Here is a 13231-nt window from a genome sequence, read left to right as displayed (position 1 = left end):
CCGTTGAGGCGCGCTGCGACCGGAGGCTGTATGGCGGATGCTACCGTTTGATGGACCAGACCATCGCGATCTCGTAGCCAGCAGCTTCCAGCACCTCGATCTTGGACGTCCATCCAGCCGGGCAGACGACAAAGGCGGCTCCCATACCGCGGTTGACGAACGCCGCCTCGGCCGCGCGCAACAGTGCATGGGAACCCTCACTTCCTTGGTCAAGCTCCGCCGGGTTGGCCAGCTCGGGGTGGTAGTAGTCGTCAATCACACCCGTCTCGGTGATGTCATGGGCCGGGGGAAAGTGCAGCCGTGAGGCGGGCTGTGCGATGATGTAGCCCTGCAAATCCTCGGACGCGCCCAGGACCATCATGTCCCGATCCCGGAGCGTCAGGCTCCGCGTCATCCATGCTGAAAACCGGGGATCTGCGTCAGGATGGGTTTCCCAGAACGGATCGATGTCGAAAAGTACCTGCCGGTTCTCGACGCTGCGTGCAACGACACCTGGAACATCGTCTTCCGTTGCTTGCCGTACACCGGGCGGCATTCCTTGGTCGCCAAGCTCACTGCGTGACAGATAAAGCGTGAGAGGTTCATACCCGTTTGCCTCGAATGCAGTTCGCCAGACTTCGCCTGCGACATGGGATGCCAGTTTGATCCTTGCACCGGCTTCGTGAAGGGCGTTCTCGGCTGCGGCCAACAGGCCCTCTGCCGTGCCGCTTGGAGCATCGGTTGCTAAGAAAGAGTCCGGCAGGATCAGTCCCGGCTCCCCGAACGAGCCCGCGTAAATTGGGGGCACTGGAAACATCATCGCATGGATGACGCCCGTGATCTGATCCCCATCCTCCGCGACATGCCAAAACTGTCGAAAGGGTTGCCCATCGGCCGTCAGCGCAAATGTCAGCGCCTTCTCGATCTGCGCGGGCGCGTCATCTGCCAACTTCCAGAGGATGGCATCCTCTGCCTGGCGCGCCTCGGCATCCAGCATGAGGAGCTCGACCAGGCGCGGCATGTCATCGGGTGTCGCTGGTCGGGTTGTCTGGGTCATCGCTCGGTCTCTTGTAGCTATCTCTGAGTGCGGCTTGCCCGTTTGTATCGGCCAACTGCACCAAATTGACAAAGCAGGATAATTCCATCAGCGTTTAGAAAAACTATCGCCTCCAAGGTGTCGAATGAAAAACGTGAACCTCAACGCGCTCCGGGTGTTCTCTGTCGTCGCATCGCACGGAAACCTGCAACGCGCTGCTGAGGAGTTGAACCTCTCGCGTGGCGCAGTCTCCCAGCGGATCAAGCAGCTCGAAATCGAGCTGGGGGCGGTTCTTCTCGTGCGTGGCGCACGCGGTGTCTCGATGACACCGGAAGGCGAGCGCTGCCATGCAGCCATGCAAGAAGCCATCGCGATCATTGATACTGCGTTAGTGAGCTTCGGCGAGGACGATAATCGCGTCACGCTACACCTTGGGTCTTCCACCGCAACGAAGTGGCTGATGCCCCGGATGGACGCTTTCGCGGCCAAGTTTCCGAACGTATCCCTGACCACGCAGGTCCACGAGCAAATCCTGGCGCGCAGTCTGGGCCGCAACGAGATCGCAATCTGGCCTGGCAAAGCACATGACACGAATACGGCCCACGGTTCGCGCCGCTTGACCGACATCCGCCTTGTTGCCGTATGCAGTCCTGATTTCCTGCGACCAGACTGGCCAATGGGGCTAGAGACATTGCTGACGCTGCCACTCCTCCAGGATGCTCACCGGCGGTGGGAAAAGCTGATCCAGGAAAACGGGTATGGAAACACGCACAAGTTGCTCAACTTCGACCGTTCTGCCTTGGCTCTCGATGCTGCCATCGGTGGTCACGGCGTTACAATCGCGCCGACCTATATGGTGGAGCACGATCTTCGGTCAAAGAAACTGGTGGAGATTTGGGTCGATCCCGACCCCTCTGATGATGGGCTCTATATCTCGTGGGCAAAGGACCATTTTGGCCAAACTCGCATCAAGCGGATCGTTGATTGGATCGCTTCAGAGTTTGAGTAATGGGTCCCGTTATTGTTAATGCTGGACGCGACCAGTCGCTGTTCAGAAAATGGTATCAGTCTTTTCCATTGAGCAAAACAATGCGCATAAGCCTGTTGTAGAAACTGGTCGCTCTATTCGACGATACTAAAAGCGCGCCTTGTCTCGCAAAACATTCCTGACCCTTACGTGATCAGTCGGTCCTCATTTGCAAGCGCCAAGTTCTGATAGATCCGTCCGGGTATGGGAACTCTCGCCCGTCACCAGTTCTATACAACAGTGTCCCCCGATACCCGTTGCCGGGACTCACTTTCCGTGTCAGCCTGCCCATGCATTTGACACGGAGTTTTTTATGCCTCGCATTCTCTACGCCTGTCTTGGCGCACTTGTCCTGTCGATCTCTGGCGCCGTCGCCCCTGCACAACGGGCCGTTCCCGACGCCCGGGCCGTCTACGATCCGAATACCGATCTCGTCGGCACCGACCTCGCCAACATCTTCGACACCACGCTCGAGGCTTGCGAGGCCGCCTGCGCTGCCGACGCCGAATGCACCGCCTTCACTTTCAACCAGCGCAGCAATGCCTGCTTTCCCAAAACCGATATCCGCGACATCATCCCGTTCGACGGCGCCGTCTCGGGCCGCATGGTCCGGGCCAGGCCCGAGGTGCTCGCCGGGCTCGACGCACGCACCGCCGAGCTGTCCTTCCTGACCGAAACCGACTTCGACCGGGCGCGCGACCTGGTCCGCGGCACCAACTGGCCCCAGCGCGGGGCGACCACCAATCAGCGCGAGGCGGGTCAAAGGGCGCTGACCTCCGACCTGTCCGCCGCCTGGCTCGAATATGCCCGGCGCGCAGGGCGCGAGAACAGCCGCATCCGCCGCAACGAACTGCCCGCCACAATCGCCGCCTACCTGCGTGCCATCGATCTCGAAGACCGCCGCTCCGCCGCTGTCGCCATGGCCTTCGCGCTGGAAAGAGAGGGGCGCGGCCGCCGCATGATCCCCGCCCTCCGCCTGGCCCAGTCGATCCGCTTCACCGACGTGATCGAAGAGCGCCTTGAAGAGGCGATCGGCAAATACGGTTTCCGCGTCATCAACACCCAGGTCGATAGGGACAGCGCAACGCCTCGCATCTGCGCCACTTTCAAAGAGGATCTCATCCAGGCCGGGACCGACTACGCCCCCTTCGTCCAGCTTCCCGATCCCCAGCTCGTCGTCTCGGCCAAGGGCGATCAGCTCTGCATCGACGGCGTCACACATGGCGAGCGTTACCGCTTCGTCGTCCGCGAGGGCCTGCCCGCCGCCAGTGGCGAAACGGTGAACCGACCGATCGAGCTCACGCTTTATGTCCGCGACCGCTCTCCGGCCGTCCGCGCCGTGGGCCGCGCCTATGTCCTGCCCCGCCTCGGCGACGTTGCCCTCCCGATCGAGACAGTGAATACAACGGACCTTGAACTCACCCTCCACCGGATCGATGACCGCAACCTTATGCGCGCCATCCAGCAGGGCCTGGTCGGAGAAACCGGCGGCTGGGGTGCCGGATACCTCTCCGACGAAATCGGGGCGGAAATCTGGTCCGGTACGGCCGAGGTCGCGATGGAGCTCAACCGCGACATGCTGACCCGCCTGCCCCTGACCGAGGCGCTCGCCGGCCAGCCCGCCGGCCTCTACGCGCTGACCGCTTCCGTCGCGAGCGAGGCGAACGACACGCCCTCGGCGCGGCAATGGTTCGTGCTCTCCGATCTCGGCGTCGCCACCTATCTCGGCAATGATGGCCTTACCGTCGCCGTGCGCTCCCTCGCCGACGCCTCCGCCATGGCCGACGCGACAGTCACCCTGATCTCGCGCGCCAATACCGTCCTCGGCGACACCACGACCGACGCGGACGGCACTGCCCGCTTTGCCGGGGGCCTCACCCGTGGCACCGGCGGCAACGCTCCGGCTCTCGTTACCGTGGAAAGGGACGGCGACCTCACCTACCTGTCGCTCACAGATCCGGCCTTCGACCTGTCCGACCGCGGGGTCGAGGGGCGCGAGCCCAGCCCGCCAATCGACGTCTTCGCCGCCACCGACCGCGGCGCCTATCGCGCGGGCGACACGATCCACCTCACCGCGCTCATGCGCAACGAGGTCGCGACCGCCTTGCCCGGTATCCCGCTGACCGCGATCCTCGTCCGCCCCGACGGCGTCGAATACATCCGTACCACGGCGACCGCCGACCGCGCGGGCGGCCATGTCTTCACCCTGCCCGTGGCCGCCTCCGCCCCGCGCGGCACCTGGCGGATCAACCTGCTTGCCGACGAAGACGCGGCACCGCTCGCCACTACCACCGTCCTGGTCGAGGATTTTCTGCCAGAGCGCATCGACTTCGATATGGACCTCCCCGACCGGATCCACCTCGGCGACAGCCCCACGCTCCGCATCGACGCGCGCTACCTCTTCGGCGCTCCGGGCGCCGACCTCGGTGTCGAGGGCAGCGCGCTCCTCCGCTCCGCCACGGCGCTCGACGGCTTCCCCGGCTACCGTTTCGGCGAATACGACGCGGCGTTCGACGCCCAGCGCAGCTACCTTGACACGGCGACCACCGATGCGTCCGGCGCCGCCACGCTCCCGGTCGCGCTGCCAGACGTCACGGCGGCACAGCCGCTCGAGCTGCGCGTGACGGCCCGCGTCAAGGAAGGCTCCGGCCGCCCGGTCGAACGCACCGAAACCGTTCCGGTCCTCCCCGACCGGCCGATGATCGGCATCAAGCCCCGCTTCGACGGCGTGATGGCGGAAAACACCGCCGCGGGCTTCGACCTCATCGCGCTCACGCCCGACCTTGCCGCGGCCGATCTCGACGTGCAATGGACGATCAACAAGGTCACGACCCGCTACCAGTGGTACTCGGTCAACGGCAGCTGGGATTGGGAGCCGGTCACGACCCGCACCCGTGTCGCCAGCGGCACCGCTACCCTCGGCACAGCACCCGTTGCCGTCGACGGCGTCGTCGACTGGGGCCGCCACGAGATCCTGGTCGAGGCGACCGGCCCGGTCTACGCCGCGGCCTCTACCGATTTCTACGCGGGCTGGTACGCGCCCGCCTCCGCCACCGATACCCCCGACCTCCTCGACGCGTCGCTCGACGCCGACCGCTACGCCCTTGGCGACACCGCGACCTTCCGGATCGTGCCACGCTATGCGGGCACCGCCGTCGTGACCGTGATGTCAGACCGCGTGATCTCGATGCAATCGGTCGCCGTCACCGAAGGCGAAAACCTGATCGACCTTCCCGTGACCGCGGAATGGGGCGCGGGCGCCTACGTCAGCGCCTCGGTCATCCGCCCGATGGACGCCGCCGCCAAACGCAATCCGGCCCGCGCGCTCGGCCTCGGCTACGCTCAGGTCGATCCCGGCGACAAGGCGCTGTCCGTCACCCTCGACGCACCCGAGAAGATGGAGCCGCGCGGCCCTCTCACCGTCGGCATGACGGTCGACGGCATAGCACAGGGCGAAACTGCCTATGTCACGCTCGCCGCCGTCGATGTCGGCATCCTCAACCTCACCGCCTTTGCCACGCCCGACCCCCAGGGCCACTATTTCGGCCAGCGCAAGCTCGGCGTCGAACTGCGCGACGTCTACGGCCGCCTCATCGACGGGCTGAACGGCGCCACGGGCACTGTCCGCTCCGGCGGCGACGCGATGGCGCAGGCGGGTCTGCAAAGCCCGCCACCCACCGAGGATCTCGTGACCTTCTTCACCGGCCCCGTGACCGTCGGCGCCGATGGCCGGGCCGAGGTGAGCTTCGACGTGCCGGCCTTCAACGGCACGATCCGCCTGATGGCCATTGCCTGGTCCGAGACCGGCATCGGCCAGGCCGATCACGACGTCATCGTACGCGACCCGGTCGTCGTGACCGCCAGCCTGCCCCGCTTCCTCGCGCCGGGGGACCAAAGCCGCATGCTTCTCGAGATCGTCCACGCCGACGGCCCGGCCGGAGAGATACGCCTCGACGTCGCCGCAACCGGCGTCACTCTCGACGCGAGCGGTCCGTACACCTTCACCCTGGCCGAGGGCGGCAAGGAGGTCTTCGAGATCCCCGTCACCGCTCGCGATCCCGGCACTCACGACCTGACCGTCACCCTGACTGCGCCCGGAGACCGCACCCTGACCAAGACACTGCGCATGCCCGTCGTCGTCAACGACCCCGAGGTCAGCCGTATCAGCCGCTTCACCCTCGCCGCGGGCAGCACCTTCACCTTCGACGACAACGTCTTTGCCGGCCTCGCTACGGGCACCGGCAAGGCGACGCTCTCGGCCGGGCCGCTCGCCCGCTTCGACGCGCCGGGGCTTCTCAACGCGCTCGACCGCTATCCCTACGGCTGTACCGAACAGATCACGTCCCGGGCCCTGCCCCTCCTCTATCTCGACGGGGTCGCGACGGCGATGGGCCTCGCCACCCGCGACCAGATCGCCAAACGCATCGACGAGGCGATCGCCGAAGTCACCGCCAACCAGGCCGCCAACGGCGCCTTCGGGCTCTGGCGGCCGGTCTCGGGCGACCTCTGGCTCGACGCCTATGTCACCGATTTCCTCTCCCGCGCCCGGACGGCGGGCCACGATGTCCCGCAGGTGGCCTTTGACAACGCCGTCTCGAACCTGCGCAACGCGGTGAACTACTATCCCGACTTCGACAATGGTGGCCGCGACCTCGCCTACGCGCTCTTCGTCCTCGCCCGTCAAGGCAACGCCGCCGTCAGCGACCTGCGCTACTACGCCGATCAGAAGGCCGAGGCCTTCAGCTCCCCGCTGGCCCTTGCCCAGATCGGCGCCGCGCTGGCCCAATACGGCGACCAGCCCCGCGCCGACGCCATGTTCCGCCGCGCGGGCCAAGCCCTCGATCGCGAAATCGCGCGCACCGAGGCGAACAGCTGGCGCCATGATTACGGCACCATCCGCCGCGACACCGCCGCTGTCCTCACGCTCGCCGTCGAGGCGGGCAGCATCGCGCTCGACCGCGACCGCCTGCTGACCCGGATCGGCACCAATACCAGCCGCGCCTCCACGCAAGAGGCTGCCTGGACACTCCTCGCCGCCAACGCGCTGGTCAACGACCTGCAAAGCACCAGCCTAACCATCGACGGCACGCCACCCGACGGCCCCGTCGTTCAGCTCCGCGACGACCGAACCGCCGCCGCGCCCGTCACCATCGCCAATACCGGCACCCGCCCGACCGAACTCACCGTGACCACCTTCGGCGTCCCGACCGAGCCGGAACCGGCCGGCGGCAACGGCTATGCCATCGACCGTATCTACACGACGCTCGACGGCCAGCAGGTGAACCTTGCTGATGTCGCCGTCGGCACGCGGCTCGTTACCATCCTCACCGTCCGCCCCTTCGGACGGCAGGAGGCGCGGCTGATGGTCGACGACCCTCTCCCCGCCGGGTTCGAAATCGACAACCCCAACCTGATCAGGGCGGGCGACATCGACGCGCTCCCCTGGCTCAAGCTCGCCGCCACCCGAACGACCGAGTTCCGGGCCGACAGGTTTCTGGCTGCCGTCGACTGGCGCTCGAACGAGACCTTCCAGCTCGCCTATATCGTCCGCGCCATTTCTCCGGGCGACTTCCACCACCCCGCTGCGTCGGTCGAGGATATGTATCGCCCGCAAATGCGCGCCCGCACTGCGCCCGGCCGGGTTCTCATCTCGCCCTGATGCGCTGGCTCGTCACCCTCGCGCTCGGCCTCTGGGGTGTCGCCACTGCCCTGGCCGAGCTCGACAGCTGGATCGCCGCGACGGACCGGCCGCCGCTCGACCCCGCTGCCAGCGCCGAAGTGACTGACCGCACCGGCACCCTCCTGCGCGCCTACACGATGGAGGATGGCCGCTGGCGCCTGCCCGTCACGCTGGATCAGGTCGACCCCGCCTATCTGGACATGCTGATCCGCTACGAGGACAAGCGCTTCTACCACCATCCCGGCATCGACCCGATCGCCATACTCCGCGCGGGCGCCCAGGCACTCCGCCACGGCCGTGTGGTTTCGGGCGGGTCGACGTTGACCATGCAGGTCGCCCGTCTGCTTGAGGACGGTTCGACCGGGCACTGGGGCGGTAAGCTCCGCCAGATCCGCGTCGCCCTTGCCCTGGAACGGCAGCTGACCAAGGATGAGATCCTCGTCCTATACCTTAACCACGCCCCCTTTGGCGGCAATATCGAAGGCGTCCGCGCTGCCTCTTACGCCTATTTCGACCGCCCGCCGCGGCGCCTCACCCCGGCACAGGCGGCGCTTCTGGTCGCGTTGCCCCAGTCCCCTGAAACCCGCCGCCCCGACCGTGCGCCCCGGGCCGCCACGGCCGCGCGCAACACTGTCCTCGCCCGCGCCCGTGCCGCCGGACTGATCGACGACGCGGCCCTTACAGCGGCTACCCACGATCCCGTCCGCCCGGTGCGTCACGCCTTTCCCGCCCGCGCGCCGCACCTCGCCGACCGCGCCGTGGCCGCCGACCCTTCCGGCCAGCGTCACGTGCTGACCATCGACGGCCAACTCCAGACCGCCCTCGAACGCCTCGCGTCCCAGACCGTCGCCCACCGCTCCGACCGCGTGCAGGTCGCGATCCTCGCCGCCGACCACCACAGCGGTGAGATCCTCGCCAGCATCGGCTCCGCCGCCTACCGCGCCGATGGCCGCGCCGGGTTCCTCGACCTCACCCGGGCCGTCCGCTCGCCGGGATCGACGCTCAAGCCGCTGGTCTACGGCCTCGGCTTCGACCGGGGCCTGATCCATCCCGAAACCCTGATCGCCGACCGACCGACCGATTTCGGCGGCTACCGCCCGCAGAACTTCGACGGCGCTTTCCGCGGAGACCTGCGCATCCGCCGCGCCCTCCAGCAGTCGCTCAACATCCCCGCCGTCGCTGTGACGCAAAAGCTCGGCCCCCATCACCTGATCGCGGGCCTCCGCCGCGCTGGAGCCGACCCGCAGGTGCCGGGCGGCAGACCCGGCCTCGCCGTCGCGCTCGGCGGGGTCGGCGTGACCCTCGACGACCTCGTCCGCCTCTACGGCGCCATCGCCAACGAAGGCCGCGCCATCGACCTGCGCTGGCACACAGGAGCCACGCCCGGCTTCGCACCCGCCCCGGTGATGAATCGCGCCGCCGCGTGGCACCTCGCCGACATCTTGGTCCAGACGCCGCGCCCAGCAGGCGTGATGGGCACTGGCATCGCTTTCAAGACCGGCACCTCCTATGGGCACCGCGACGCCTGGGCGATCGGGTTCGACGGCCGCCACGTGATCGGCGTCTGGATGGGGCGCGCCGACGGCACTCCCGTTCCTGGTGCCTTTGGCGGGGACCTCGCAGCCCCGGTCCTCTTCGACGCCTTCGCGCGCCTCAAGCCAAAGGCAGACCCTATCACCCCACCCCCGCACGAGGCGCTTTTGCTTCCGACCGCCCGCCTGCCCGAACATCTTCGCCGCTTCGGCCCGCCCGCGCACGAGGCCGCACCTGGTCCGGTAATCCTCTTCCCGCCGGACGGCGCCGTCCTCGAAGGCGCCCGTTTGGCAGTCAAGGTTCGCGACGGCCGGGCGCCTTACGTCTGGCTCGCCAACGGTCGCCCGGTCGGGCGCACCCACCGGCTCCAGCTCGACATCGGCGGCCTCGGCAGCGGCTTCTCGTCACTCACTGTCATCGACGCCCAGGGGCGGACCGCCAAGACCTCAATCGAGCTTCGCTGACCGCCCGAAATCCGGCCTGAACAGTCCCCCACGGTGAGCTGGCACTGTTCCTGTCTAAACCCGTGCGGCTGGGCCATTTCCTCGTAGGGTCTTTGGTGCTGTGGAACTCACCCCGTTTCTCGACCATCGTAATGGCACGGTTTTAAGGCGGAAGGACACGCAGAGAATGTACGGGGGCTTGGATTAGAGATCATCGGCACTTAAGAGAATGATCGGATAAGTCCGCTTATGCGAAGCCGTTAAACGCCAAGCGGGAGCCGCACAAATAGCCACCCAGCAGTCGTAGCGCCTTAATTTCTGAACTAGTATGGTTTTATGGATTGGCCTCGCCTATCAAGAGACCATAAAACGGGCCTTTGGCGCCAGAACAGGAGCAGGATCAGTGGCAAAGATCAGACTCGATAAACTCTCGCTCGATGAGTTGAAAAACCTTCAGAAAGAGGTCGCGCAGGCGATTACCAGTTTTGAAAAACGCCAGCGGGATGACGCGCTCGCCGCCATTCAGGCCGCCGCAAAAGAGCATGGCTATTCGCTGGACGAATTGATGGGCGGGTCCTCAAAGAAGACGGCCAAGCCCAAGACACCTGCAGCGCCGAAATATCGTCATCCGGAAAACCCCGAAATGACCTGGTCTGGCCGCGGACGGCAGCCGAAATGGATCAAGGATGCGCTCGCCGATGGCAAAACCCTCGATGACTATCTGATCCAGTAGCGCCTCTTCCTATCGCAGTGGATCCAAAACAAGACTTTGGAGCGACTGAACCCACAGAGTACACAGAGATGGAGCGACCATGTTGGAATTGGCGTTCCCAGGTGAGTTATTCGAGTAGAGAAGATCACCTGGGAACGGACCAAACCGCCTAAGGGACAGGACGGTGCAACGCCGCGGTAAGGAAGGAGGAAGCAGAGATTCGCGGCTAGAGATATACATAGGCTGCATATATCTAACATGTCGTTAACGACGGGTTAGTTTCTTGCTGGGCAGCCCAAAACAGCACTCCCGTCCCTGCCTTTTCGATCAGCTCGCACAAACGCAAAGGGCCAAATATAGATCGACATCCGCCCGCACCAGGCGCTCAACACGCGACCCCTGTGCCAGAGACCCTACGAAGAAGTGGCCCAGCGATCGGGGGCTAGACAGCGAACGCAGCATCTGATCGCCCGGCTAGCTGTTTCCGATGAGGACGGCCCGAACCGGATGAGGTGGATGGCTCCTGCTCCACCGGCATCGAATGTGCCAAAGTGCAGTTGTCAAAGACTGCTAGGAAAGGAGCCACCCAATGACAGTAAAGACCGTCGGCCTTGATCTGGCCAAGGATGTTTTTCAGGTGCACTGCGTTTCGGCAACCGAGCGCAGGATCATTAACAAGAAGATCAAGCGCGCAAAGCTTATGGCATTCTTCGAGACGCTGCCGAGATGTGTGGTCGGCATGGAAGCCTGCGGTTCGGCGCAAAGGCGATCTGCTCATCCGTGAATCGTTTTTTCGGGATCTGGGCACTCCTCTCCTTCCGGAAATGTGCCCGAAAATTCGCTTTCAGTTCGGATCAGTTTCAGGGGTCAAGACGCACTCAGGATCGCGACAGTCGCCATACGGTCTATCGCCGCTCTAGTCAGCAAAGGGTCCGGTCACTGGATCAGGCCTAACCTGGTTCCTAAAGCTCGACTTCGCTTGTCAAAGAACTCACCGGCAGCGCAAAGTTGCCATCGCCAAATGTCAGAACCTGCTCACCGAGGTAGAACACGAGACCTACCATCGAGCGCCCCCTCCCCGGTCCTTCGGTCGCAAACCATCTCAGATGCCGGAAGTCATCCGCCGCCACAGTGGCGGCTGACTTGACCTCGACACTAACGAGCCGATGCCCGCCGTCAATCACAACGTCGATCTCTCGCCGGTCCGCACTTCGCCAATGATACAATCGGTAATCGCCCTCCTGAAGCGGGAGGGTCCTTTGCAACTCGCCGACGACAAAGCTCTCAAGCAGCCCGCCCAGAGCTTGCGGGCTGTTGCCGATCTCGAAAGAGCGATCATTCAGCCTTCGAAGGGCCGCAGCAATTCCAGTATCGACGAAATGGAACTTCGGCTGCTTGATGTCTCGCTTGCCCTCGCCCGGCGTCCAGGCGCTTATTTTACTGACCATCGATAGCCGCAGTAGAATATCGAGATATTGATCGACCGTTTCGCGCTTGAGCTTAGCAAGCTTCGCCAATTCAGAGGTGTTGATCTCCTGAGCTGTCCGCGCCGCCATCTGATCAATCAAAAACCGCAGCGCGTCCGGCTTACGGATCGGCATGACATCTGCCACGTCGCGATCCACGACGGCATCGATGTAGTCGCGATACTGCCGCTGCCGCGCCCTCAGTGGGAGTTCGCGAATCTCGGGGAACCCACCGGCAAGGAGAAGTTCGATGTAGTCCTTGCGGCTGAGTGCTCGGGCAGGCGAGAGTTGCGCAAGCGACGGGTTATCCTGCATGGCCCAATCGATCAGCCGGCTTGGCTGTACCCGACTGACTTCGGACATCGTCAAGGGCCAGAGCTTGAGTGTTCGCATCCTGCCCGCCAATGAATCCGCCACTTCGGCCGTGGTGAAGACGTTCGACGATCCCGTCAGGACAAACTGTCCCTTGCGCCGGTCCTGGTCGACAATCGCCTTCATCGCGAGGGCGAGTTTACGCGACCTTTGCGCCTCATCGATAACGATCGGTCCGCTTTCTTGATCATCCGCAAGGCTGGAAAGCTGCCCGCGTGGATCTGCTTCGATGGCGGCCAGAATGTTCTCATCGTCCAGAGTGATGAAACGCCCTTGATCAAAGAGATCGCGCACGAGGGTCGTCTTACCGACCTGTCTCGGCCCAATCAAGTTGACCACCCGAGCTGCGCGCAGGGCATCGCGGAGCTCCGACGTCAGATGCCGTGGCAGATAATCACCGTTTTGTGTCATGTCACGGGATGCCTACTTAAGGTCTCACGAAATGTCCAACAGAGAAATCACGAATTGCCCACTATTAAGTTCGTAGATTGACCCATAGGGCGCAAGAATTCAGCCCTTCATAACCCAGCCTCCTCCAACTGTTCACGATCTGGCAAGTCCTGCAGCGACTGCAGATCAAACGCCACCAGGAACTGCTCGGTCGTCATATAGATGTAGGGTGCCCCACCCCGTGGCGACCTTGGTCCGGTCCCGATCAGCCCACGCGCGTGCAACCGCCCGATCAGGTCGCGGCTGATCTCCTTCCCAAAGATGTCCTTTAGCCCGTCCCGCGTGATTGGCTGGTGATAAGTGATCGCGGCGAGGACCGCGACATCACACTCGCGCAGATCGAGGGCGTGTTCGCCGAGATCCGCCGCTGCGCGGATCGCCGGTGCGAAGGCGGACCGGGTGCGCAGCATCCAACCACCGCCAACCTTCGCCACTTCGAAAGATCGCCCCTCCAGATCGGCGCCCAAATCCTCGATGAGCAGATCGACCGAGACCCCCTGCCCCACCACGCGCGCCAGGTTTCAGAACGGAGG

The 13231-nt window shown here is 64.4% G+C and carries 7 protein-coding genes and 1 pseudogene; 5 read left to right on the top strand and 3 right to left on the bottom strand.

Annotated elements, in window-relative coordinates:
• Positions 1-40: 40 nt before the first annotated feature.
• Positions 41-1036, bottom strand: coding sequence for a GNAT family N-acetyltransferase (locus AADZ90_RS20105; RefSeq protein ID WP_367312292.1), 996 nt, complete (start codon positions 1034-1036; stop codon positions 41-43).
• A 124-nt stretch (positions 1037-1160) separates the two neighbouring features.
• Between AADZ90_RS20105 and AADZ90_RS20100 the strand changes: the two genes are divergently transcribed.
• From AADZ90_RS20100 to AADZ90_RS20080, 5 genes and pseudogenes are all read left to right on the top strand, one after another.
• Complete coding sequence (locus tag AADZ90_RS20100; protein ID WP_367312293.1) at positions 1161-2024, top strand: LysR family transcriptional regulator; 864 nt, start codon at positions 1161-1163, stop codon at positions 2022-2024.
• A 331-nt stretch (positions 2025-2355) separates the two neighbouring features.
• The gene (locus tag AADZ90_RS20095; protein ID WP_367312294.1) at positions 2356-7701 is read left to right on the top strand and encodes an alpha-2-macroglobulin family protein; all 5346 of its coding nucleotides are present in this window, start codon (positions 2356-2358) and stop codon (positions 7699-7701) included.
• Positions 7701-9719 (top strand): penicillin-binding protein 1C, encoded by a 2019-nt coding sequence (gene pbpC / locus AADZ90_RS20090; protein ID WP_367312295.1) that lies wholly within the window; start codon positions 7701-7703, stop codon positions 9717-9719. The genes AADZ90_RS20095 and pbpC overlap by 1 nt, the downstream gene beginning before the upstream one ends.
• A 307-nt stretch (positions 9720-10026) precedes the next feature.
• Entirely contained in the window at positions 10027-10431 is a 405-nt protein-coding gene (locus AADZ90_RS20085; RefSeq protein ID WP_411997117.1) for an H-NS histone family protein, read from the top strand.
• A 568-nt stretch (positions 10432-10999) separates the two neighbouring features.
• Positions 11000-11170, top strand: a pseudogene (locus AADZ90_RS20080) (IS110 family transposase); the annotation flags it as partial.
• A gap of 202 nt (positions 11171-11372) precedes the next feature.
• Here AADZ90_RS20080 and AADZ90_RS20075 read toward each other — a convergent pair.
• Both AADZ90_RS20075 and scpB read right to left on the bottom strand, forming a co-directional pair.
• Positions 11373-12659 carry an ATP-binding protein gene (locus AADZ90_RS20075; RefSeq protein ID WP_367312297.1) on the bottom strand — a complete coding sequence of 429 codons (1287 nt, stop codon included), beginning with the start codon at positions 12657-12659 and terminating at the stop codon, positions 11373-11375.
• Positions 12660-12766: 107 nt separating this feature from the next.
• A complete protein-coding gene (gene scpB / locus AADZ90_RS20070) occupies positions 12767-13216 on the bottom strand; it encodes an SMC-Scp complex subunit ScpB (protein WP_367312336.1) in 450 nt (149 codons plus the stop codon).
• Between the last annotated feature and the right edge of the window lie 15 nt (positions 13217-13231).

Origin of the sequence: Aestuariibius violaceus, from assembly GCF_040779325.2 — a bacterium.
GTDB lineage: Bacteria > Pseudomonadota > Alphaproteobacteria > Rhodobacterales > Rhodobacteraceae > Aestuariibius > Aestuariibius violaceus.
Note: the sequence above shows the minus strand (reverse complement) of the source record. Positions and strands in the feature narration are given on the sequence as shown.

Coding starts and splice junctions, on each gene's coding strand:
- AADZ90_RS20105 (WP_367312292.1), bottom strand. CDS start 1,036: ATGACCCAGACAACCCGACCAGCGACACCCGATGACATGCCGCGCCTG.
- AADZ90_RS20100 (WP_367312293.1), top strand. CDS start 1,161: ATGAAAAACGTGAACCTCAACGCGCTCCGGGTGTTCTCTGTCGTCGCA.
- AADZ90_RS20095 (WP_367312294.1), top strand. CDS start 2,356: ATGCCTCGCATTCTCTACGCCTGTCTTGGCGCACTTGTCCTGTCGATC.
- pbpC (WP_367312295.1), top strand. CDS start 7,701: ATGCGCTGGCTCGTCACCCTCGCGCTCGGCCTCTGGGGTGTCGCCACT.
- AADZ90_RS20085 (WP_411997117.1), top strand. CDS start 10,027: ATGGTTTTATGGATTGGCCTCGCCTATCAAGAGACCATAAAACGGGCC.
- AADZ90_RS20075 (WP_367312297.1), bottom strand. CDS start 12,659: ATGACACAAAACGGTGATTATCTGCCACGGCATCTGACGTCGGAGCTC.